Here is a 21,266-nt window from a genome sequence, read left to right as displayed (position 1 = left end):
CGCCGGACTGCTTGACTCCGATGCGTGATCGAAGACAGGCGGCTTCGTGAGGCCCTGGCGGACCTGTGGGGGCTGGCCGGGGCGACCGTCGAGGTGCACAACGGCGGCATGAACTCCGCGACCTGGTTCGTCACCGACGGCGGCCGCCGGTGGGTTGCCAAGGCCGTCGTGCCCGCCTCGCGCCGCTCGTTCGCGGGCGGCCTCACGGTCGCCGCCGCCCTCGACGACGCGGGCATCCCGGCCGGCGCGCCGGTGCCGACCCGCCGCGGAGACATCGTCGCCGATGTGGGTGGTGTCCCGATGGCGTTGCTGACGTGGGTCGCCGGCGAGGAGCTGGCGGACCCTGCGCTACTCGGCACGACGCTCGCCCGGGTGCACCGCGCGCTGCGAGGCGTGGCAGTGCCCGATGCCGAACGCTTCCACTGGGTCGATCCGCGCGCCGGGCACCTGGGCATCCGGCCGTGGGTGCGGGCCTGCGTCGCCGCGGCTGTCGTGGCCTACGAGCGCCTGGGCCCGGCGACGCTGACGTGGGGTCTGCTGCACACCGACCCCGCGCCCGAGGCGTTCCGGATGGATCGGGCCAGGAACGTCTGCGGCCTGATCGACTGGAGCACCGCGATGGTCGGGCCACTGGTGTACGACCTGGCGTCGGCTGTCATGTACGCGGGCGGGTCAGGAGAACTCGTCGATGCCTACCTGCAGCAGGGAGTGGTGTCGCGGGCCGAGGCCGAGCGGGCGCTGGGCGTCATGGTGCGTTTCCGGTGGGCGGTGCAGGCCGACTACTTCGCGCGCCGTATCGCCACCGGCGACCTGACCGGGATCGGCGGTGCCGCGGACAACGAGCGCGGGCTCGACGACGCGCGGCTGGGGCTGGAGGGGTACTGAACGATGCACCACGTACGCGCCCAAGCGGTCCGGTGGGTCGAGGAGGACTGGCCCGGGTGGGTCGAGGTGCACCTCGTCGAGGCGGACGGGACCGTCGTGTCGATCGTCGAGAAGGTGCCGGTCGTCGACGCCACCGACCGGATGGTGCCCGGCTGTGCCTTCCCGGTCGAACTCGAGATTCCGTGTGACGTGGTGGACGGCGGCGACGAGCGGGCCGTCGCGATCCGGCTGCACTACGGCATCGAGGACCGGCAGGGCCGGACGCTGTTCCATGTGGACGCGGGCTCGCTGACTACAGCGTGAGGCGGAGGATGTAGTTCAGGCCGAACTCGGTGTCGCTGGTGCGGACGTCCGTGTAGCCGAGCCGGTGGTAGAAGTCGTGGGCCGAGATGCTGGCGCCGGTCTCCATGTACTCGTGGCCGTCGCGGGCGGCCAGACCCTCGATGTGGCGCATCAGCGAGCGGCCCAGGCCCCGGCCGGCGGCGGCCGGGTGGACGAACATGGTGTACACCTTGTTGCCGTCGCGCGAAACCGTGCCGACCACGCCGTCGAGGTCGGCTACGTACATCTCGCGCTGGGTGGCGAGTTCGCGAATGCGGTCCGCGGTGAAGTGGGCGCACATCCGGTCGATGATGTCGGCCGGGTAGTCGCGGCTGTTCACCTCGCGCAGGCAGGTGGCGATCAGCGCGGCCACGGCGGGCGCGTCGGCGTCGGCGAACCGTCGGATCGCCGCGTCCGGCCCGGGGCGGGTCACGGGGCCAGGCGGACGGCGAGCTTGCGCAGGTACTCCTCGACCTGGGCGCGGTCGTAGCCGCGCATGACCACCAGCAGTTCCGGCTCCGCCAGCGCCGCCCGCATCTCCGCGCGCTCCACCTCCGAGCCGGAGACCAGGGCGTCCTGGGCGCGGCGGATCAGGCGGTCGATGCGCCCCGGCTCGTAGCCGCGCAGCACCGTGACGAAGGAGGGCTTGTCGGCGCGGCGGGCGAGGCGGTTCTCGAAGCGCGGGCCGGCGTGCTCCTCCAGGGCCGCAACAACCGAAGCCTGCGACTGTCGTACGTCCTGCAGCTTCAGCACGATCCGCCCGCCCGGTTCCAGGATCAGGTGGGGGCCGGACATCGCGGGCGGCACCGGCTCGTCGAGGACGATGCGGTCGATCGACGTCCAGGGCTGCAGGCCGTCACGGGTCGTGATGCCGTCGGCCGCGATGGTGAAGACGAAGGGGCGGAACTCGTCGCGGATCAGGATGGCGGCCATGACGAGGCCCAGCAGGCCGCCGGCCGCCAGGATGAGGCGGCCGGGGCCGTTGTCGCTGCCCCAGGCGCAGACCAGGGCGGCGAGGGCGAACACGGCGACGAGGAGAGCGAAACCGAAGGATCGGCGACTGCGCTGCAACTCCATGCGCCGGAACACTACTCGGTGCGCAGGGCTCTCGCGGTACTGGTCCGGGCCGCCCAGCCGGCCGGCAGCAGGGCACCGGCCACGGCGATGACGAGGCCGCCGAGCGCGAGGGGTGCGAGGACGCTCAGGGAGTACACCTGCAGGATCTTCGGGGGGAAGCGGGTGCCGGCGGCGTGGCCCATCGACGGGATGACCCAGTCGTGCAGGGCGATGCCGGCCGGGACGCCCAGCAGGCCGGCCACCAGACCCAGTCCGGCGACCGAGGTGAGGACCATCGCCACGGTCTGCCTGGGGCCCATGCCCAGCGCCTTGAAGACGCCGAGCTCGTGGACGCGCTCGCGGGTGTCCAGCACGACGGTGTTGAGCACGCCGAGGCCCGCCACGGCCACGAGCATCAGGGTGAGCGTGAAGGCCAGCGTGTCGATGACGACGACCGTCTCGCCGATCTCGCCGACGTTGACCTCGGCATGGCCCTTGTCCCCGAGGGCCGTGTTCAGCTTTTCCGTGTACTGCCCGAGGTCCGTCCCGTCCGTCAGCAGCACCTCCCACAGCTTGAACCGGTCCTCGCCGAGCTGCACGCCGTCCAGGGAGCGCTTGTCGGTGATGAGCTTGCGGCCGTCGCCGCTCAGGTCGAGGGCCTCGCCGACGATCGTGAGCTTGGCCGAGGTGCCGTTGCTGGACACGGTGATGGTGTCGCCGACGTGCACGCCGGCCGCGTCGAGGAAGCCGCTGGGGACGACCGCCTCGCCGGGCTTGGAGAACCAGCGGCCGCTGATCATCTCGTAGCTGGCCCAGGAGGCGTCGCCGTCGAACAGCATGGCGCGGGTGGTGCCGGTCAGGCCGGCCACGGTGACCTCCGCGTCCTGCATGGCGAAGAACTTGGCGGTGCCGGGCTGGGCCTTGATGGCGGCCTCGATCGCGGCCGTGTCGGGCTCGGACGACGCCGGCGGCGGCCGGTCGGGGGACGGCGGGGCCATGCCGACCTCGACGTCGCCGGCGGTGCGCTTGTTCATCGCGGCCTGGACCTCGCCGACCGACAGGGCCAGGCCGGTGCCGAACGTGACGCCGAGCGCGCCCAGCGCCACCGCGGCGGCGATCGTCGCCGAGCGGCCGGGGCGGGTGAACGGGTTGGCCAGGCCCAGGCTCACCGGGCGGGGCAGCGGCAGGCGGCCCAGCAGGTGCCGGGCGGCCCGGCCGCGGCCGAGTGACGGGGTGCGGCCGACGGCGAGGGCGTCGACGGTGCGCAGCCGCCCGGCCCGCAGCGCCGGCACGAACGCGGTGACGGCGACCGCGGCCAGGGTGGCGAGGGGGACGGCGAGCGAGATCCACCAGTCGATGGTGTTCACGCCGGTGCCGAAGGCCTCGCCCTCCTCGTTGAGGATCGGCACGGCGGCCAGGTTGCCCAGCGGCACGCCGAGCAGCGCGCCGATCGTCGCCGGGATCAGGGCCTGCATGACGTAGGCGCGGGCGACCTGGCCCGGGCTGTAGCCGAGGGCCTTGAGGATGCCGATGCGCCGGGTGGCCGAGCCGACCGCGCCGCTGACCACGATGCCGATGATGAGCACCGACATGACCAGGCCGAGCACGCCGAACGCGGTGACGAACGGGGCGAAGGTGGCCGCGATCCGCTCGGTATCGGTCTTCACGGTGAGCCACGACGTGCCGCCCTGCAGGGCGCCCTCCGGCATGGTGGCGGCGACGGCGTCCTTGCCGGCGTTGATGTCGGCGTCGGTCGTGGCGCTGGCAAAGCGGTACAACATCTGCAGTCCGCCCTTGCCCTCGGGCGTGAGCGCGGTGACGGTGGCCGGAAGGGCCCAGACCTGGCCGGTGCGGCCGATCGAGCGGGCGGTGCCGACGACCGTCAGCACCGGCTGCCCGGGGGCGCCCTGGACGCGGAACCGGTCACCGACGGAGAACGGGCCGCTGTCGTCGAGGAAGACGATCTCGTTGGCGGCGGTCGCGTACCGTCCCTCGGTCAGCTCCAGCCGGTCCAGCCCGGTGCCGGCGTCGGGCCGGCCGACCATGGTGAACGACGGCAGCTCGACGCCCTCGGGGATGCCGAGCTTGCTGCTCACCACGGTCGGCACGAGCTCGGCCGTCGGGTACGGGCCGGCCGCCTCCGTCACCCCGGTCGCCTTCCGGGTGGCCTCGAGCTGGGCGGCGGTCACCTTCGAGGCGTCGAACTGGGCGGTCAGGTGGGCGCCGTGCTGGCGGTCGAAGGCCCGCGCGAACGGCTCCGAGGACGCCACCAGCAGCCCGACCGCCAGCACCGACGCGGTCACGGTGAGCAGCGTGGTCAGCACCATGACGACGGTCTGCACCCGGCGCCGGCCGACACCGGAGCGCACGATGCCGCCGATGCCCGCGCTCACGCCGTCACGCCCAGCGGCGAGGAGGCCAGCCGGCCGTCGACGAGCGAGATGGTCCGGGTCGCGCACGCCTCGGCCAGGGCCAGGTCGTGGGTGACCAGCAGCAGCGTCTGGCCGTCCCGGTTGAGCTCGGTGAGCAGGTGGCGGACCTCCTGGCCGGAGGCGGTGTCCAGGGCGCCGGTCGGCTCGTCGGCCAGCAGCAGCGGCGGCCGGTTCATCAGCGCCCGGGCCACCGCCACCCGCTGCCGCTCGCCGCCGGAGAGCCGGCCCGGGAACGCCTTCGCGTGCCGGGCCACCCCGAGGTACTCCAGCAGTTCCTGGGCGCGCTTCTGGGCCGCACCGCGCGCGGTGCCGGACAGCTGCGCGGGCAGCAGGACGTTGTCGGCGACGGTCAGATCGTCCAGGAGGTTGAAGAACTGGAACACCATGCCGATCCGCTGCCGCCGGTACTGCGCCGAGCCCGCCTCCGACAGCTTGTCCACCCGCACCCCGTCGACGGTCACCGTCCCCGCCGTCGGACGGTCCAGCCCGGCGATGAGGTTGAGCAGCGTGGACTTCCCGCTGCCGGACGGTCCCAGCACCGCGAGGGCCTCCCCGCGCCGCACCCGCAGGCTGAGCCCCGCCAGGGCCGCCGTGCCGCCCTCGTACTGCTTGGTCACATCGTCGAACTCGATGAGCACCCCTGATTCGGTCATGCCGCGGACGCTATGGCCGCCGCCGGTCCCGGCACGTCGGCCGCCGTGCGGGTTTCGGGTCGGCCACGAGGCGTACAGGTGGCGGGGTCATCCTTGCGATGTACGCACCGGTCCCGACGCGCGCCGGGCCGGGCGTCGGCGAGACTGGGCGGGTGAAGCTGCGGGAACTCGTCGCCCGGCCATGGGGGGCCGCGGTGGCCTGGCTGCGCGCGGAGACGCCGAACCAGCCGCGGCCCACCGCGTGGGCGTGGGCGGCCGACATCATCCTCGCCGTGCTGCTGGCCGTCGGCGCGGTCAACGGCGCCACCGAGCCGGTCGGGCACGACGCCGACGTGCCCATCGTCGTGTACGGCCCGTTCGGTCCCTACACCCCGGACCGGCCGGATCTGCCGGATCTGCCGGAAGCGCCAGGCGCCCCGCAGGCCCGGTACCGCATGCCGTTCCCGCCGCCCGAGGACAGCGAGCCGGCCGGTGCGCTGCTGATCGTCGCCGCGCTGACCGCGCTGCCGCTGGCCTTCCGGCGCCGCTACCCCCTGGGCTCGTTCCTGCTCATTGCGGTGTGCGCGTTCCGGGTGTACCGCATGGACGGCGACCCGACCTGGACCGTCGTCGCCTCCGTGATCGCCGCGTACAGCGCCCCGATGTACTCCCGCTACCGCAACCTGGCCCTGGCCAGCGTGGTCGTCGCGGCCGCGATCGCGGTGAGCGACCTGCAGGAGAACGTGCCGAGCCTGCCGCAGGGCCTGCTGCTGTTCCTGATGTTCTCCTCGGTCGGCCTGGCCGCGAACGCCATCCACACCTGGCGGGTGCGGGCCCGCGCCGCCGAGCGCGACCGGGAGAACGCCGCCCGCCTGGCCGTGGACCGCGAGCGGGCGCGGCTCGCGCGGGAGCTGCACGACGTCGTCACCCACAACGTCAGCGTGATGGTGGTGCAGGCCGGCGCCGCCCGCAAGGTGATGGACGCGCAGCCGGACCAGGCCCGGGAGGCGCTGCTGGCCGTCGAGGCCGGCGGGCGGGCCGCGCTGACCGAGCTGCGGCAGGTGATCGGGCTGCTCACCGTCGACGCCGACGGTGCCGACCTGGCCCCGCAGCCGGGCCTGGAGCAGCTGGAGACGCTGGTGGCCCGGGTCCGCGAGACCGGGGTGCCGGTCACCCTGGCCGTGGCCGCGCCGGAGGTGTCGCCGGGGATCGGGCTGGCCGCGTACCGGGTCGTGCAGGAGGCGCTCACCAACGCCGTCAAGCACGCGGCGGGCGCGGCCGTCGACGTCGTCGTGTCGGCCGACGAGCGGGTGCTCACCGTCGACGTCGCCGACTCGGGCGGGGTGCCGGCGGCGGGCGCGCACGGCAGCGGCCGCGGCCTCGCGGGGCTGCGCGAACGGCTGGCGGTGTACGGCGGTACGCTCACCGCCGGCCCGCGCCCGACCGGCGGATTCCGCGTGGTGGCCGAGATTCCGTTGGAGGGCAACTCTTGACCGGCCCGCTGCGCGTGGTGATCGCCGACGACCAGGCCCTCGTCCGGACCGGGTTCCGGATGATCCTCACCGCCGACGGGATCGACGTCGTCGCCGAGGCCGCCAACGGGGTGGAGGCGGTCGAGGCGGTCCGCCGCACCGTGCCCGACGTGGTGCTCATGGACGTGCGGATGCCGGAGATGGACGGCCTCGAGGCGACCCGCCGCATCCTCGCCGACGGCGCCGCCACCGCGCCCCGGGTCGTCATCCTGACCACGTTCGACCTGGACCGGTACGTCTACGCGGCGCTGTCCGCCGGCGCGTCCGGGTTCCTGCTCAAGGACGTCAGCCCCGAACAGCTCGTCGCCGCCGTCCGCCTGGTGCGGGCCGGGGACGCGCTGCTGGCGCCGGCGATCACCCGGCGGCTCATCGAGCGGTACGCGGCCCGCGACGCCCGCACCGCCACCCTGCACCGCGACCTGTCCACGCTGACGCCCCGCGAGGTCGAGGTGCTGGCGCTGCTGGCCCGCGGGCTGTCCAACGCCGAGCTCGCCGAGCGGCTGTTCCTCTCCGATGCCACCGTCAAGACGCACGTGGCCCGGATCCTGTCCAAGCTCGGTCTGCGCGACCGGGCCCAGGCGATCGTGGTTGCCTACGAGACCGGGCTCGTCACGCCGGGAACTTCGGGGCCGGAAGCGAGCTGAGCGCGATGCCGAAGCTCTGGCGGTACACGAGCAGCGTTTCGGGCTTGGAAAGGACGCGCTCCTCGCGCCCCTCGGCGGTGGTGTGGATGAGCTTGTCGCCGGCGAGCGTGAGCCGGCCGTCGTCGGTGAGCCGGGAACACGTCAGCGACCGGGTGAAGTGCGACTGCGGCGAGGTCTGGTGGAACCAGCACGTCGGCCCGAAGTCGCTCAGGGCATAGGAGCGGGAGTCGATCCGGTACTCCGGGCCGCCCGGGCCGGCGACGTCGTGCCCCTCGTCGTGCGGGGTGACGGTGTAGACGCCACCCGGATCGTCCTGCGGTTGCGTGGTGGCCAGCCGCAGCGGGTGGTGCGCGAACTTGCCGAACCCGACGTCGACCAGCCAGTCCTCGCCGCCGAGGCGGACCTTGAGGGCCAGGTGGTCGAACGGGAACCCATACCCGGAGCCGTTCCAGGTGCGGGCCGAGTGCAGGCTGACGTCGTACCCGAGGGAGCGCAGCAGCAGCGCGAACGCCCCGTTGACCTCGTAGCAGAACCCGCCCCGCCGGCGCCGCACGATCTTGTCGAGCAGCCCCTCGCCGTCGAGCACGACGGGCTCGCCGAGGCCGATGCTCAGGTTCTCGAACGGCACCGTGCCCAGGTGCGCCCGCTGCAACGTGCGCAGCGCCGCCAGGTCCGCCTCGGCAGGCCGGGCGGCGCCGATCCGCGCCAGATAGTCGTCCACACGGGCGAGGTTAGCGCGCCTCGAGCGAGACGTAGTCCAGGTCGCCCGCGTAGTAGTCGCAGCCCACCTCGCGCTGGTCGCAGTCGGTCTTCCCGCCGATGGACAGCGGCCAGCCGTTGGCGATGTACCCGGTCCAGCCGGCCTTGCGCGCCTCGGTCCGCCCGTCGACCACGAGCGCGATCCCGGCCTGCGTCCGCTCGCAGCGGATCGTGTGCCAGCCCCCGTCGTTGAGCCGGCTGCGCGAGGAGACGATGAGCGTGCCGCGGTCGCCCCGGAACAGGCACTGCGCGACCCCGCTCGGGATCTGCAGCTTGTAGTTCCCGCCGTCGACCGTCGCCTGTCCCTTCTGGACGATGTTCCCGAAGTGGTACTGCGTGCGCAGCCGCACCGTCACCGCGAAGTCCCGGTTCCCGGGGTTGAGGTCCGGCGCGCTGCGCACGGTCGCGAGGTGCCCCGGATGCGTGGGCGGGGTGTCGGGTTCGAGGCGCTCGAAGCGGTACCCGGTCTCGCCCTGCGCCCGCACGCCCGTGCGCACCTCCGGCCCGACGGCGCCGTCGAGGCCGTGGCCGGAGCCGTCCACCATGGTGCGGGCGTTCTGGCTCTCGTTCATCTCGTACCGCGCGACGGTGTGCCCGGCCGGCGCCTCCGTGACGGCCCCGGCGCCCGCGGCGGTGGCCACGAGGGTCGCCGCGGTACTGAACGTGACGGCGACGGCGTACCGCCCTCGACTGTGCATGAATCCCCCCGCTCGATCTTGCCTGCCGTCATCCTAAATGCCCGAAAGATCCTCTGATGTGGTTTTCCGCGTCGGGGATCATGGTTTCGTGCAACGCATCGAACTCCACCGCGCCGACGTCGTCCTGTCCTGCCTCGTCGGCGGTCCTGCCTCCGCCCCGCCGGTCCTGCTGCTGCACGGCCTGGCCGGCGCGGCTTTGGAACTGACCCCGACCGCCCTTGCCCTGACGGACCGTTTCCGCGTCGTCGTCCCGGACGCGCGGGGCCACGGGCACAGCACCCGCCGCCCTGTGGACCTGTCCCGCCGCGCCTTCGTGGCGGACGCCGCGTTCGTCGTGTCGGAGCTGTGCGGCGGGGGCCCGGCGTTCGTGGCGGGGCAGTCGATGGGCGGCCATACGGCGATGCTGCTGGCGGCGTGGCACCCGGAGCTGGTCTCGCGGCTGGTCATGCTGGAGGCGGGGGTGGGCGGGATGGCGCCGGACGACGACTATCCGGCGCGGCTGGGGCGCTGGTTCGCGGGGTGGCCTGTGCCGTTCGCGTCGCGCGCCGCGGCGGAGGAGTTCCTGGGCGGGACTGCTACCGCGCGGGCTTGGGCTTCCGACCTTGAGCCGGCTTCCGACGGGCTGCGGCCGCGGTTCGACGCCGACGTGATGGAGGCCTCGATCCGGCCGGTGGCTTCGCAGGCGCGGTGGGACGAGTGGGCCTCGATTGCTGCGCCTACGGTGCTGATTCGCGGGTCGCGCGGGACGTGCCCGGCGGAGGAGGACGCGCGGATGCGTGCCTTGCGGCCTTCGGTGGGGTACGAGGTCATCGCGGACGCGGGCCACGACGCGCACCTGGACCAGCCGGCCGCGTGGCTCGAACTTCTGCATACGGCCGGACTGTGATTGGAGTGGTGCGATCGTGGACGGGCCGGGGTGGCTTTCCCGGCCCGTTGCGGGCGATCGCCATGGACACGGGTGCTGCGGGGTGAGCTTTGCGCCCGGCCAGGCCGACCTTGAACCGTTGGGTGCGAGCGCTTCTGATCGCGAGGGATGCGCACTCACGCCGATGCGCGCGCACGTGATCATGGGTGAACAGCCGACAGGACCTGGCGCAGTGGCTCGGCGGTCAGGCCGGCCGCATCCAGGGCGTCATCGAAGCATGCGATCGCCCTGTGGTCCATCTCCCTCGTGCAGGCTGTTGCCGCTGTGCATCCGGACCACCGACGTCTCGTCGCCGTGGCGCTGCGTGTAGACGGCCGGGCCGGCGAGTGCCTCGGCCCAGTACGCGGCCAGCCGTTCGGTGTGTCGCAGCAGACCCGCCTCGCCACCCGCCGCCTCGTACACAGTCTGCATCCGCACAGCTTGCCGCAGCGAGGCGAAGGCGCACCATCCCGCCCGCCGCACAGTCGGCGCATGCCGCTGAGGGCGCTACCGCTGCGGCGTGGCTACCTGCCGCTCGGTCGCCGGTGGGCAAGCTCAGCAGCGTAGGCGTCGGTCGGGTCGATGTCGGCGACTGCTTGGATGGCGGCGCCGTGCCGGCCCTGCCCGTGCAGCAGGCGTACCAGCTTGTACAGCGCGGTCTTGTCCCCACGGTCGGCACGCGTGCGGAGTTCGCCGGAGCGCCCCTCATCGAACAGACACTGATGGTGTGCTGGTCGGCCCGGGCTTGTCACTCGTGGTTGCGGGCGTCGGCTCGGCCGGGGCGGCTTCCTGTCGTGCCGGGGTACGCGCGGCTGGTCCTGGTCTGGCGCTGGCCGAACGAATGCCTTGGGACCTCCGGCTGCTCTGCCGTCGGTTTCCGGACAGGACCGTCCTGACGTCGGTGCAACGCTGTGGGGCAGCTTGCGATCGTTGCGGCCTCGACCGACCCCGGGGAGAGCTGGATGAAGCTGACCACGCGTGAGATTGTGAGCCTGGCGCTCGGCCTCGGCGGCGTCGCCATGCTCGGCATCGCCATCAGCCATCTCCTCGACACGGGCACCTGCGGGTCGGGCGGCCCGTATGTGACCGCACGCGAGTGCCCGGAAGGCTCCGCCGTCTGGGGCCTGGCTCTCCCGGTCGGCTTCTTCGTGTGGCTGACAAGCCTCTTCGTGAGCAAGGCGGGTCTGGCCAAGCCGGGCGCAGGGCAGATCGTCTGGACCGTCGGATTTCTCGGGGGCGGCCTTGCCCTGCTGTTCAAGGCATTCACGCAGACACTCGGCGCGGACGCGAACCTCGGCATCTACATCATGGCCTCGATCTTCATCCCGGCGGGCATCGCGATCTGGATCCCCGCGTTCGTGAGGTTCTCGCGGGAGCGGCGCGCGAGCCCGACCAGTCCGCAGCCGGCGAAGACCGGCGCCGTGGTCGGCGGCCACGTGTCCCGACGCGTCAGCCGGACGGGGCCCGCGGACAACCACGACAAGGCACGGATGCGGCAGCTGAACCAGCTGCGCAGCAGCGGGGCGCTGACGCGCGCCGAGTTCGATCGGCTCAAGCGCGACCCGGCCCGGCCTGCCAGGGACGGCAGCCACGAACCGGCCGCCGACAAGCTCGCGGTCATCCGGCAACTGGCCGAGCTGAAGGCGTCGGGAATTCTGACTCCGGCGGAGTTCGAAGCCAAGAAGCAGACCGTCATCCTCGGCGACTTGCGCCGGACCGGCGAAGCGGCCGATTGACACCCGCCACCCAGACGCCCGCTCCGGGCGGCGTGCCGCCGGCCGACATCAGGTGCGCGGATCGGCCGCTGTGGCCGGATCGCGTGACGCAGGCTCGGGCGCCCTCCACCACCTGGTGATCGTATTGCGGTCGGCTACGGCAGGAGGCCGCGGTCGCGGGCGTACACCGCGGCCTGGGTGCGGTCGCGCAGGTTCAGGCGGGTCAGGATGCGCGAGATGTAGTTCTTCACCGTGCCCTCACTCAGGAACAGGCGGCCCGCGATCTCGCGGTTCGTGGCGCCCGTGGCGACCAGGCGCAGGATTTCCAGTTCGCGGCCCGTCAGCTCGTCTGGGGCGTCGGCCGGGCGGGCGGCGGCGAGGCGGCGGGCCACGGACGGGTCGATCTGCGCCACGCCGCGGTGGACCAGGCGTACGGCGTCGGCGAGTTCGGCCGCGCCGAGGTCCTTCAACAGGTAGCCGTCCGCGCCCGCCCGCAGGGCCAAAGCCACGTAGGCGTCGTCGTCGAAGGTGGTCAGCATGACCACGCGGCAGGTGGGGTGGGCGCGGCGGATCGCGCGGGTCGCCTCCACGCCGTCCATGCCGGGCATGCGGACGTCCATGAGGATCACATCCGGTACCAACGCGGCGGTTTGGGAAAGCGCCTCCTCGCCCGACGCGGCGGTGCCGGCGACCTCGATGCCGGGCTGGATGCTCAGCAGCGATGCGATGCCGTCGCGGACCAGTTGCTGGTCGTCGACGACCAGGACGCGCACGGGGTTGGTCATGCGGGGATGCTCACCCGGACCCGCACACCCGGGGAGGCGGGGGCGACGGAGAGGGTGCCGCCGAGCTGTTCGACGCGTTCGCGCATGCCGCGCAGGCCGAACCCCGTGCCCGGCTCGTCCGGCAGGCCGGTGCCGTCGTCGGTCACGGTCAGGGTCGCGGTGCCGCCGCGGAGGTCGGCGACGACCGACATGGCGCGGGCCCGGCCGTGGCGGCGGGCGTTGGTCAGGGCCTCCTGCGCCGCCCGGTACAGCGCGAGCCGCACCGGCGCCGCCAGCGACTCCTCGTCGCCCGCGATGTCGACCGTGACGTCGGCCGCGTGGCGGGCCAGGTCGTGCAGGGAGGGCGGGTCGTCGCGCAGCTGGCGGACCGAGTCGCGGACCTCGGCCAGGGCCTGCCGCGCCGACCAGCGGGCGTCGGTGACCGCCTGTGCCGCCGCGGACGGGTCGCGGTCGCGGAAGGCGTCGGCCTTTTCCAGCTGTACGGCGATCGCGGTCAGATGGTGCCCGAGACTGTCGTGGATGTCGCGGGCGACCCGGTTGCGCTCGCGGGCCGCGGCCAGTTCCTCCGCCCGTTGCAGCCCGCCGGCCGCGAGCGCCGCCGCGGTGAGCGCGAGGGTCAGGCCGACGGCGTACATCACGAGGTCCCGCGGGTCGCCGCGGCCCGTGAGCGCGTAGCCGGCCGTCAGCACCGCCGCGCCCGCGACGCCGAGGGCGATGGCGGTGCGGCGGCCGACAGCGAAGTACGCCGCGAAGGGAACGGTGATGAACAGGGCGCCGGTGAGACCGTCGGGGTCGAACGGCACCACGGCCGCGAGCACCGCCACCCGGGCGAGCAGCCACGCCCGGTGCCCGCGGTCGACGGCCTCGACGACGCCGAGCGCGAGGACGCCGGCGGCGAACCCGGCCGTGGACGCGTCGAGGGGATGCGCGGCCAGCCCGGCGACGAGCACCGCCCCGCACAGCACGAACGGCACCCAGCGCACCGGTACGGCCGTCATGGCGGTCAGGCTACTTGCACCAGGGCCCGGCGCGGGAGGGCGACGAGCGACAACCAGGTCACGGACGCGCCCGCGGCCACGTGGACCAGGCTCGTCCACGCCGTGTCGTCCAGCGGGGCGAGCGCCGCGAGGAGCGTGAGCGCCAGCCCGTAGCCGGCCGCGGGCACCTTCGGGAACACCCCGGCCCGCAGCAGCGACGCCCCGAACAGCAGCGTCCCGGCGACGAACACGCCCGCACACGCGAGCAGCGCCGGCCCGGTCGGCCCGTCTTTGACCGCGGCGACGGTCGCGGGATCGAGATAGAAGAGCACGACGTTGAGCGCGAACGCGACGCCGGTGAAGAGCCCCAGACCCAGCAGGTGTACCGCGAACGCCGCCGCCCCGAACCGCCCCGCCCTCTCCCGCTGATGCAGGTACAGGGCGGTGGCGGTGGGGGCGGCGAGCGCGGTGCCGAGGCCGAGCACGAGGCCGGTCGCCGAGGTCTCGCCGGTGAACGCCTCGACGGCCCCGGGCAGGGCGATGGTCAGTCCGAGCAGGACGCCGCAGCAGGCGCCGAATCGTTGCAGCCACATGCCCGGGGACGCTATTGGCGGTGACCCCGGTTGAGGGAGTGCCGACCGGCCAATCCGGCACCGCCACTCGTCACGTGGCCAGGTCGCTGAGCCGCCCGGTCTCCAGGTGTGCGATGTCCCCGCCGCTGCCGAGGGCGGCGTCGAGCAGCATCGCCAGGGACGTGCCCAGCGTTGGCACCTCGGCCGGGTCGTCGGCGAGGCGGGCGGCTTCGTACTTCGTCGCTCCGGTCGTTGACGTTGATGGTGACCTTGGAGAGCGTCCCGGGCACGGAACAGTGCGGCGTCGTCGACCTCGATCGAGAGGCGCTTCCTGCCCTCGTGCCGCACGACCCTGTCGGCGTTGACAAGCCCCGCACCATGGACGCATGGCGAGCAGCGCGGACCTCGGCTGGTGGGGCCGGCACCCGTACTTCTACGTGAGCTTCACGACGGGCATCGCCCTCGTGTACTGGGCGGTGCTCGCCCTGGCATCGCTGGTGGACCTGGAGGCAGCGCTGGCCGTGGGCGTGGGCGGCGGCCTGTTCGGCGTGCCGATGACGGTCGCCGCCGTGTACGCCTGGCACTACCTGCTCAAGGATCGCCACCGCGCCGAGGGGGAGCGGTGGAATTGGGACCGTCCACTCGCGACGGTCGCGCGGGTCCTTGTGGCGCTGGGCTTCGCCGTCACGCTGGTATGGACCGTGGACGGGTTCTACGACGCGTACCGCTTCGACCGGTACGGGCGCACCGCCGACGCGCTCGTGACCCGCGTGGAGTCCGGCGCGATCTTCCTGACCGTCGCCGGCCGCGAGGCCGAGTTGGACCGGGGCCGCGGCGACCCCCGGCCGGAGCCGGGCGAGCGCATGCAGGTGCTGCACATTCCCGGTACCGCCGACGTCGAGTTCGCGGGCGGCTGGCTCTACGGCGACTCGTTCGCCATCGCCCTCATCGCCGCGGTGCTCGGGGTCTTCACGTTCGCGCCGCGGCCCGGTGGGGGAGGGGCAGGGCGAGGACGGCGGCGAGCAGCGCCAGCAGCGTGAGGATCAGGCCGATCTCGTGGAAGCCGACGATCGGCCCGACCCGCGCCGCCCGCGCCGCGAGGAGAGAGCCCAGCGCGCCGACGCCCAGCGAGCCGCCGAGGCGCTGGGCGATGTTGAACAGGGTGTTGCCGTCGGCGAGCTGGTCGTCGGTCAGCGGGTCCAGCATGACCGACAGCAGCGGCGTGATGCCGAAGCCGATCGCGGCGGCGCGGCCGGAGAGGATGGCCGCCGTGGCCCAGAGCGGGGTGGCGGCCGTGACGAGGAGCAGGCCGGCGCTGGCCAGGGACAGCAGCAGGAAGCCGGCGAGGACGAGGGGGCGCACGCCGTAGCGGTCGGCGAGGCGGGAGCCGGCGGCGGTGCCGAGGCCAGTGACGATGCCCTGCGGGAGCAGCGCCACACCGGTGGCGAGGGCCGTGTGGTGCTGGACGGACTCGGTGAAGACCGGCAGCAGGAAGACCGCGGCGAACGCGACCACCGACGACAGGACGCTCAGGCCGAGGGCCAGGGCGGAGCGTCGGTGCCGCAGCAGGGTGAGGTCGACGGCGGGGGTGGCGGTGCGGCGGGCCCACAGGACGTACAGGACAAGGAAAACGGCGCCGAGGACGACCGCGTGGGCGAGGGCGGCGACGAGGCCGGTGGCGAGCAGGAGCAGGCCCACGGGGTCGGGGCGGGCGGCGGGGGAGCCGGCCGGGGCGAGCTCGGGCGGCAGGCGGCGCAGGCCCAGCAACGCCAGCAGACCGATCGGCAGGTTGACGAGGAAGATCCAGCGCCAGCCGCCGACGGCGATCAGCAGTCCGCCGAGTGCCGGGCCCAGGGCCGGGGCGAGGAAGAACAGCAGGCCGGCGGCGACCGGGATGCGGCGGGCGGCGCCCTGGCCGAGCAGGACGCTCATCGCGAGCGGGACGAGCGGCGCGCCGGTGAGGCCCTGCAGGGCGCGGGCGGCGACCAGCCACCAGATGCCGGGGGCGGCGGCGCACAGGACGGACGCTGCTACGAAGCCCAGCATCGCGACGGCGTAGACGCGCATGGTGCCGAAGCGGCGGGCCAGGTACGACGTCGCGGTCAGCCCGGCCGCCAGGGCCAGCAGGTAGCCGCTCACCACCCACTGCGTGTCGGCCAGGCCGGCGTGCAGCTCGGCGGCGATGTCGGGGGCGGCGACATTGACGATCGACGAGTCGACCATGGTGAGCAGCGGGCCGGCGAGCAGGCCGAGCTGCATCAGGCCGGTGAGTCTCATGCCCGGGCCCGCAGTTCGGCGATCCAGGCCAGCTCGCGGTCGACGCGGGCGGCGAGCTCGGCGACGACCAGGCCGCCCCAGTGGTGGTCCCGCGACTTGTCGGCCAGGGCGCGCATGTGCTCGGCCCGCGTTTCCAGCGCTGTGGTACGCGCGGCCAGCACCCGCCGCCGCTCGTCCGTCGTGAGGTGCTCGAACTGGCCGAGGCGGGTCAGGAACTCCGGCTCGTCGGCGGCCAGCTCGGCGGGCAGGTCGGCCAGCATGTCGTGCAGCAGCTCGCGGCCGAGGTCGGTGATGGCGTACACGTGCCGGGGCGGTTTGCCCTCCTGCTGCTCGGCGGTGCGGGTGACGGCGCCGGACTCCTCGAAGCGGCGCAGGGCCGGGTAGAGCGTGTTGTTGTGCAGCGCGTACGCCGTCGTCGCGGACACGTTGCGCTTCAGCTCGTAGCCGTGGACGGGGCCGCGCTGCAGGTGGCTGAGGATCACGATGTCCATGTACATGCCGTCCAGCGTGACATAGGTACAACTGGACGAGCAAGGGTCCGGGACAATGACCGGCGTGGACGAGGTTCAGGTCGTGGTGGCGCACTCGGAGCGCACGACGCTGCGGGTCGGGGACGTGTTCGTGAAGGTCGACGGCGACCCGGCGCGGCTGGAGGCCGAGGCGGCCGCCATGGCCCTCGCGCCGATCCCGACTCCGAGGCTGCTCTGGTACCAGCCGCCGGCGCTCGCCCTCGCCCGGCTTCCGGGGCGGGCGCTCGGGAAGCTCGGCGAGCCGTCGAGCGCCTCGCCCGCCGCGTGGGCCGCCGCCGGGGCCGCCGTGCGCACGCTGCACGAGGCGCCACTGCCGCCGTGGGAGGCCCCGAGCCGCGACGCGCTCGCCGCGCAACTTGCGACCGAGTGCGACCTGCTCGTCGCGGGCGGCATCCTGCCCGCGGACCTCGTCGAGCGGAACCGGCGGATCGCGGAACGCGCGCTGCGGCCGTACGAGCCGGTGTTCGTCCACGGCGACCTGCAGCTCTCGCACGTGTTCGTGGACGGCGACACCGTCACCGGCGTGCTGGACTGGTCCGAGGCGGCCCGCGGCGACGCGATGTTCGACCTGGCCACCCTCACGCTCGGGCACGAGGAGCACCTCGCTGCCGTCCTCGCCGGGTACGGCACCGAGGTGGACCTGGACGCGATCCGGGCCTGGTGGTCGCTGCGCAGCCTGTGCAACGTGCGCTGGCTCGCCGAGCACGGGTTCGACCCGGCCAAACCGGGCTGCGAGGTCGACGTGCTGAGGGCCCGGATGGACGATTAGCGGTACCGGTCGACGCGCTCCCGCAGCCGCGCCTTGACCTGCGGCCACTCGTCCGCGGTGATCGAGTACATCGCCGAGTCGCGCAGCCGGCCGGCCTCGCCGGCGGCCCACGACTGCGACCAGTTGCGCAGCACGCCCTCGAACGTGGCGCCGACCGCAGCGATCGCGGCGCGGGAGCGCTCGTTGCGGGCGTCGGTCTTCAGGTCGACCCGGGCCACGCGCCACGTCTCGAACGCGTGCGTGAACAGCAGCAGCTTCGCCTCCGCGTTGATGCCCGTGCCCTGGGCCGCCGGTCCCAGCCAGGTGAAGCCGACCTCGACCGCGTACAGATCCTGCGTACCCGGCAGGAAGCGCGGGTCCCAGAACGACGTGCCGCCGACGGCCTTGCCGGATCGGCGGGAGATCTGGGCGTACGACATCATCCGCCCGGCGTCCATCCGCGCCCGCATGTCCGCGTTGTAGGCCGGCAGCTCCTCGGGGCGCGGCACCCAGGTCCAGCCGAAGGAGTCGCGGTCCCCGCCGCCCGCCTCGGCCAGGTCGGCGGCGTGGCGGTCGTCGAGCGGCTCGAGGCGGACGAGGCGGCCGTCCAGGGGCGGGGCAACAAGTCGGAACGTCACCCGCAGATTGTGGCGTTGACAATAGGCAGGCAAACACCTGCATAATGGGGACCATGGAGCTCGTGTTCAAGGCGCTCGCCGACGAGACCAGGCGCACCGTGCTCGACCGGCTCCGCGCGCGCAACGGCCAGACCCTGCGGGAGCTGTGCGACGAGCTCGGCATGGCCCGGCAGTCGGCCACCCAGCACATCGACATCCTCGTGCGGGCCAATCTCGTCACCGTCGTGCGGCGGGGGCGGGAGCGGCTGCACTACCTGAACCCGGCCCCGATCCACGACATCGAGGAGCGCTGGATCTCGGGGTTCGACCAGCCGCGCCTGCGGGCGCTCGGCGCGATCCGGCGCCAAGCCGAGGAGGAGCACGCCATGACGACGACCGTTCCGACCTATGTGTACGTCACCTACATCCACGCCACCGCCGAGCAGGTGTGGCGGGCGCTGACCGACGCCGACCTGTCCGCCCGGTACTGGGGCCACCCGGCCGTCTCCGACTGGGAGCCCGGCTCGCCGTGGGAGCTGCAACGCCCGGACGGCAGCGGCAACGCCGTCGCCGGGAAAGTGCTCGAGAGCTCGCCGCCGACCCGGCTGGTGATGACCTTCGAGGACTCGCCCGACGAGGACCGGGAGCCCTCGACCGTGACCTTCCTCGTCGAGCCGCACGAGTCGATCGTCCGGCTGACCGTCACGCACGAGCGGCTGGCGAACGTGGACCAGTACCAGGGCATCTCGGCGGGCTGGCCGGCTGTCCTGGCCAACCTCAAGTCGCTGCTGGAGACCGGCGACGTGCTGCCGACGGCGCCGTGGGCGATGGGCCGCGCCCATGCCTGAGACCTACGACGCCACCGGCCTGCGGCAGGCCTTCGCCACGCTGCTCAAGACCGAGCCGCGGCCCGCGCCGCCGCCGGGGGAGTGGTCGACCGAGCAGGTCCTGGCCCACGTGTCGCTGGTGACGGCGGCGACCATCGCGGCGGTGAGCGGGGCGGCGTCGGGGGCGGTCGCGACGTACGACAACCGCCTCGCCCAGGACCCGTGGACCCTCGCGCGCGTCGCCGGGCTGGCCGGCGGCCCCGACGGGCTGCGGACCAGGATCGCGGCCCAGGGCGAGGCGCTGTGCCTGCTCGCGGAGGGGCTGAGCGGGGCCGAGCTGGCTTCGACGGTACCGTCGCTGCTCCTGTCCAACGGCCAGTGCCTCGTCGACGCGTCGATGTCGATCGCGGACATCCTCGCCGGCCTGGCCACGGCCGAGCTGCCGGGGCACGCGAAGCAGCTTTAACCGACGACGGTGCCGTGCTCGTCGACGATCTTCGTCTGCCAGTAGCGGTACCACTCGTCGTCGACGTAGACGGGCTCCTTGCCGGCCGGGTAGCGCACGTACCCGGACGGCGGCTCCTGGTCCTTGGCCACGCAGGCGGCGCCTGTCCGGTTCCCGACCGCCTTGACCGGGTATTCCTCGGAGCGGCAGACCCGCTCGCGGGTGTTACAGCCGGTCACGGGCAGGAGCGTCAGGGCGAGGACGGCCACGGCGGAGCGGATGCGGACGCGGTGCATCCCACTATGGTGTACCACGATGGCGCTGAATGACCGGCTGCGCGACGCGTTGCGCGACCCGAACGCCGTGGTGCGGCTCGATGCGGCGCGCGCGGCCGCCGGCACCGGGGACCACCGGCTGGTCGAGCCGCTGCTGGAGGTGGCGCTGCGCGACACGGCCGAGGTCCGCGTGTCCGGAGGCCTGGGCGAGACGTTCGAGCACGTCGGGGACGCGGCCGCGGTGGCCCTCGGCGAGATCCTCGGGCGCCGCGGCGGCATCGACACCCGGGTCGCCCTGGCCGTGGAGGACCTGCGCTGCGACGACGACCGGGCCGCCACCCTGCTGTACTACCTGGGCCCCCGCTACGAGCCGCTGCGCCAGCGCCTCGAGCACCACGAGCAGCCGAGACTGCGGCTGCGGGCGGCCCGGGCCGTGCTGTCCATCAACCGCACCGCCGAGTTCGCCGCGCGGCTGCTCAACGACCCCTCGCCGCTGCTGCGCCTGGAGGGGCTGCAGGCGCCCGCGCACGTCCGCGACGACGGGGTGTGCCTGCGGCTGATGCGCATCGACGCCGACCCGCGGGTGCGCGCCGAGGCCGCGATGCTGCTGCGGTTCACCAGCGCTGGCGTCGAGCCGTTCGCGGCCGCCGCGCGCACCGAGCGTGACCCCGGGGTGCGGGCCGCGCTGGTGGCCTGCCTGGCCCACCGCCGCCGCGACCCGGAGGCGGTGCGGGCGATCGCCGGGCTGCTCGGCGACCCCGGGGTGGCGGTGCGGCGGGCGGCCGCCGAGGCGTTGCGCGACGCCACCGACCCGGTCGCGGGGGCGGCCATCGGGCTGCGGGTGCTGGCCGAGCCCGACGACGAGACCCTGGCGGCCCTGCTGCGCTACCGGAGCCTGCTCGACGACGCGCCGGAGTTGCGGCCCCTCATCGAGCGTTTGCACCGGTACGCGAACTTCGACGACGACCGCCGCGCGCTCGGCGCCCTGCTCAACGCCCGCACCCGCGCCGCCGCACCCGCCGGGTTCACCGCCGACGGGCGGCTGCTGCGCGCGGTGCTGCGCCAGGCCGCCGACGCGCTGGGCTCCGACCCGCTGCGCGACTGGCTCGACGACCCCGCCCGGCCGCTCCCGGTCGGTTCGCCGGAGGTCGAGGAGTGCGTGCAGGCCTGGTCGTCGCTGGACCCGGAGCGGGCGCTGAACGCGGGGGAGCACGCGGCGTACACGGCCGCGCTCGCCGACCCCGCCCACGCCGCCCCGGACCCGGTCCGCGGCCCGACCACCGCCGCCCGCCGCGCGCTCGAACTGACCCGGGTCGCGCACGTGCTCACCGCCCGGCTGCTCGCCGCCGGGGCCGAGCCGCCGCCGGCCGCGCCGATCCACCGCCTCGTGCTGCCGGGGGAGGACCCGATCGAGGCGCTGCGCTCGGTGCTGCCGGTCGCCGAGTGCCGGCGCGCGAAGAACGTGGCCTGGCTGCGGCTGCTCATGCGCCCCGCCGACGAGACCTGGTACCTGGAACAGCTGCGCGGCGCGGGCCTGCCGGAGGACCAGGTGACCGACTGGCACGTCGAGGTGGCCGCGGCCGCCGCCGAGGGCCGCCGCACGACCGGGTACCGCTGAGTCCTTGACCTCGAGCG

At 73.7% G+C, this 21,266-nt stretch carries 25 protein-coding genes; 11 read left to right on the top strand and 14 right to left on the bottom strand.

What is annotated here, in order from left to right; genetic code table 11:
• The first annotated feature begins 24 nt into the window (after window positions 1-24).
• On the top strand, window positions 25-885 hold the full coding sequence (locus tag ACQPZ4_RS25825; RefSeq protein ID WP_433040196.1) for a phosphotransferase enzyme family protein: 861 nt from the start codon (window positions 25-27) through the stop codon (window positions 883-885).
• 3 nt (window positions 886-888) lie between these two features.
• A complete protein-coding gene (locus tag ACQPZ4_RS25820; RefSeq protein WP_433040193.1) occupies window positions 889-1,188 on the top strand; it encodes a hypothetical protein in 300 nt (99 codons plus the stop codon).
• On the opposite strand, the gene ACQPZ4_RS25815 is transcribed toward ACQPZ4_RS25820, so the two are convergent.
• Genes ACQPZ4_RS25815 through ACQPZ4_RS25800 form a run of 4 tightly spaced genes read right to left on the bottom strand, consistent with a single transcriptional unit; the run spans window position 1,178 to window position 5,347 of the window.
• On the bottom strand, window positions 1,178-1,639 hold the full coding sequence (locus ACQPZ4_RS25815) for a GNAT family N-acetyltransferase (protein ID WP_433040190.1): 462 nt from the start codon (window positions 1,637-1,639) through the stop codon (window positions 1,178-1,180). The two genes, ACQPZ4_RS25820 and ACQPZ4_RS25815, sit on opposite strands and share 11 nt — an antisense overlap.
• Window positions 1,636-2,283 carry a hypothetical protein gene (locus ACQPZ4_RS25810; RefSeq protein WP_433040187.1) on the bottom strand — a complete coding sequence of 216 codons (648 nt, stop codon included), beginning with the start codon at window positions 2,281-2,283 and terminating at the stop codon, window positions 1,636-1,638. The genes ACQPZ4_RS25815 and ACQPZ4_RS25810 overlap by 4 nt, the downstream gene beginning before the upstream one ends.
• Window positions 2,284-2,294: 11 nt before the next feature.
• Entirely contained in the window at window positions 2,295-4,655 is a 2,361-nt protein-coding gene (locus ACQPZ4_RS25805; protein ID WP_433040184.1) for an ABC transporter permease, read from the bottom strand.
• A complete protein-coding gene (locus tag ACQPZ4_RS25800; protein WP_433040181.1) occupies window positions 4,652-5,347 on the bottom strand; it encodes an ABC transporter ATP-binding protein in 696 nt (231 codons plus the stop codon). Before ACQPZ4_RS25800 ends, ACQPZ4_RS25805 begins: the two co-directional genes overlap by 4 nt.
• 152 nt (window positions 5,348-5,499) lie before the next feature.
• On the opposite strand from ACQPZ4_RS25800, the gene ACQPZ4_RS25795 reads away from it, so the two are divergent.
• Window positions 5,500-6,819 carry a sensor histidine kinase gene (locus tag ACQPZ4_RS25795; protein WP_433040178.1) on the top strand — a complete coding sequence of 440 codons (1,320 nt, stop codon included), beginning with the start codon at window positions 5,500-5,502 and terminating at the stop codon, window positions 6,817-6,819.
• Window positions 6,816-7,502: a response regulator gene (locus ACQPZ4_RS25790; protein WP_433040175.1), complete on the top strand. Its 687-nt coding sequence runs from the start codon at window positions 6,816-6,818 to the stop codon at window positions 7,500-7,502. The genes ACQPZ4_RS25795 and ACQPZ4_RS25790 overlap by 4 nt, the downstream gene beginning before the upstream one ends.
• Here the strand turns inward: ACQPZ4_RS25790 and ACQPZ4_RS25785 are convergent.
• Together ACQPZ4_RS25785 and ACQPZ4_RS25780 are read right to left on the bottom strand one after the other, a co-directional pair.
• Complete coding sequence (locus ACQPZ4_RS25785) at window positions 7,468-8,223, bottom strand: arylamine N-acetyltransferase family protein (protein ID WP_433040172.1); 756 nt, start codon at window positions 8,221-8,223, stop codon at window positions 7,468-7,470. The genes ACQPZ4_RS25790 and ACQPZ4_RS25785 overlap by 35 nt on opposite strands.
• 10 nt (window positions 8,224-8,233) lie before the next feature.
• Window positions 8,234-8,959, bottom strand: coding sequence for a LamG domain-containing protein (locus tag ACQPZ4_RS25780; RefSeq protein WP_433040169.1), 726 nt, complete (start codon window positions 8,957-8,959; stop codon window positions 8,234-8,236).
• Window positions 8,960-9,047: 88 nt separating this feature from the next.
• On the opposite strand from ACQPZ4_RS25780, the gene ACQPZ4_RS25775 reads away from it, so the two are divergent.
• On the top strand, window positions 9,048-9,845 hold the full coding sequence (locus ACQPZ4_RS25775) for an alpha/beta fold hydrolase (protein WP_433040166.1): 798 nt from the start codon (window positions 9,048-9,050) through the stop codon (window positions 9,843-9,845).
• A 246-nt stretch (window positions 9,846-10,091) separates the two neighbouring features.
• Here ACQPZ4_RS25775 and ACQPZ4_RS25770 read toward each other — a convergent pair whose 3' ends face one another.
• Entirely contained in the window at window positions 10,092-10,295 is a 204-nt protein-coding gene (locus tag ACQPZ4_RS25770; protein ID WP_433040163.1) for a hypothetical protein, read from the bottom strand.
• A gap of 530 nt (window positions 10,296-10,825) precedes the next feature.
• Between ACQPZ4_RS25770 and ACQPZ4_RS25765 the strand changes: the two genes are divergently transcribed.
• Window positions 10,826-11,599 carry an SHOCT domain-containing protein gene (locus ACQPZ4_RS25765; RefSeq protein ID WP_433040161.1) on the top strand — a complete coding sequence of 258 codons (774 nt, stop codon included), beginning with the start codon at window positions 10,826-10,828 and terminating at the stop codon, window positions 11,597-11,599.
• Window positions 11,600-11,733: 134 nt separating this feature from the next.
• On the opposite strand, the gene ACQPZ4_RS25760 is transcribed toward ACQPZ4_RS25765, so the two are convergent.
• From ACQPZ4_RS25760 to ACQPZ4_RS25750, 3 genes are read right to left on the bottom strand one after another with little or no spacing between them, the layout of a single operon-like run.
• Window positions 11,734-12,363 (bottom strand): response regulator, encoded by a 630-nt coding sequence (locus ACQPZ4_RS25760; protein WP_433040158.1) that lies wholly within the window; start codon window positions 12,361-12,363, stop codon window positions 11,734-11,736.
• On the bottom strand, window positions 12,360-13,361 hold the full coding sequence (locus ACQPZ4_RS25755) for a sensor histidine kinase (RefSeq protein ID WP_433040155.1): 1,002 nt from the start codon (window positions 13,359-13,361) through the stop codon (window positions 12,360-12,362). Before ACQPZ4_RS25755 ends, ACQPZ4_RS25760 begins: the two co-directional genes overlap by 4 nt.
• A gap of 5 nt (window positions 13,362-13,366) precedes the next feature.
• Window positions 13,367-13,933, bottom strand: coding sequence for a hypothetical protein (locus ACQPZ4_RS25750; RefSeq protein ID WP_433040152.1), 567 nt, complete (start codon window positions 13,931-13,933; stop codon window positions 13,367-13,369).
• Between the two features lie 365 nt (window positions 13,934-14,298).
• On the opposite strand from ACQPZ4_RS25750, the gene ACQPZ4_RS25745 reads away from it, so the two are divergent.
• Window positions 14,299-14,952, top strand: a complete 654-nt coding sequence (locus ACQPZ4_RS25745; protein WP_433040149.1) for a hypothetical protein — start codon at window positions 14,299-14,301, stop codon at window positions 14,950-14,952.
• Here the strand turns inward: ACQPZ4_RS25745 and ACQPZ4_RS25740 are convergent.
• Window positions 14,882-16,189, bottom strand: a complete 1,308-nt coding sequence (locus tag ACQPZ4_RS25740; RefSeq protein ID WP_433040146.1) for a DHA2 family efflux MFS transporter permease subunit — start codon at window positions 16,187-16,189, stop codon at window positions 14,882-14,884. The genes ACQPZ4_RS25745 and ACQPZ4_RS25740 overlap by 71 nt on opposite strands.
• Window positions 16,186-16,686: a PadR family transcriptional regulator gene (locus tag ACQPZ4_RS25735; RefSeq protein ID WP_433040143.1), complete on the bottom strand. Its 501-nt coding sequence runs from the start codon at window positions 16,684-16,686 to the stop codon at window positions 16,186-16,188. The genes ACQPZ4_RS25740 and ACQPZ4_RS25735 overlap by 4 nt, the downstream gene beginning before the upstream one ends.
• A 49-nt stretch (window positions 16,687-16,735) precedes the next feature.
• Between ACQPZ4_RS25735 and ACQPZ4_RS25730 the strand changes: the two genes are divergently transcribed.
• On the top strand, window positions 16,736-17,488 hold the full coding sequence (locus ACQPZ4_RS25730) for a phosphotransferase family protein (RefSeq protein WP_433040140.1): 753 nt from the start codon (window positions 16,736-16,738) through the stop codon (window positions 17,486-17,488).
• On the opposite strand, the gene ACQPZ4_RS25725 is transcribed toward ACQPZ4_RS25730, so the two are convergent.
• Entirely contained in the window at window positions 17,485-18,105 is a 621-nt protein-coding gene (locus ACQPZ4_RS25725; protein ID WP_433040137.1) for a GNAT family N-acetyltransferase, read from the bottom strand. The two genes, ACQPZ4_RS25730 and ACQPZ4_RS25725, sit on opposite strands and share 4 nt — an antisense overlap.
• A gap of 53 nt (window positions 18,106-18,158) precedes the next feature.
• Between ACQPZ4_RS25725 and ACQPZ4_RS25720 the strand changes: the two genes are divergently transcribed.
• The gene (locus ACQPZ4_RS25720) at window positions 18,159-18,932 is read left to right on the top strand and encodes an ArsR/SmtB family transcription factor (RefSeq protein WP_433040134.1); all 774 of its coding nucleotides are present in this window, start codon (window positions 18,159-18,161) and stop codon (window positions 18,930-18,932) included.
• Window positions 18,925-19,377 carry a DinB family protein gene (locus ACQPZ4_RS25715; RefSeq protein ID WP_433040131.1) on the top strand — a complete coding sequence of 151 codons (453 nt, stop codon included), beginning with the start codon at window positions 18,925-18,927 and terminating at the stop codon, window positions 19,375-19,377. The genes ACQPZ4_RS25720 and ACQPZ4_RS25715 overlap by 8 nt, the downstream gene beginning before the upstream one ends.
• Here ACQPZ4_RS25715 and ACQPZ4_RS25710 read toward each other — a convergent pair.
• The gene (locus ACQPZ4_RS25710; RefSeq protein ID WP_433040128.1) at window positions 19,374-19,652 is read right to left on the bottom strand and encodes an SCO0607 family lipoprotein; all 279 of its coding nucleotides are present in this window, start codon (window positions 19,650-19,652) and stop codon (window positions 19,374-19,376) included. The genes ACQPZ4_RS25715 and ACQPZ4_RS25710 overlap by 4 nt on opposite strands.
• Before the next feature lie 19 nt (window positions 19,653-19,671).
• Here ACQPZ4_RS25710 and ACQPZ4_RS25705 point away from each other — a divergent pair, with 19 nt between their 5' ends.
• On the top strand, window positions 19,672-21,249 hold the full coding sequence (locus tag ACQPZ4_RS25705; RefSeq protein WP_433040125.1) for a HEAT repeat domain-containing protein: 1,578 nt from the start codon (window positions 19,672-19,674) through the stop codon (window positions 21,247-21,249).
• Window positions 21,250-21,266 lie beyond the last annotated feature (17 nt).

This window comes from Dactylosporangium sp. CS-033363 (assembly GCF_050942475.1).
Classification (GTDB): domain Bacteria; phylum Actinomycetota; class Actinomycetes; order Mycobacteriales; family Micromonosporaceae; genus Dactylosporangium.
The sequence above is the reverse complement of the archived record's forward strand: the minus strand, read 5'-3'. Positions and strand labels throughout refer to the sequence as shown.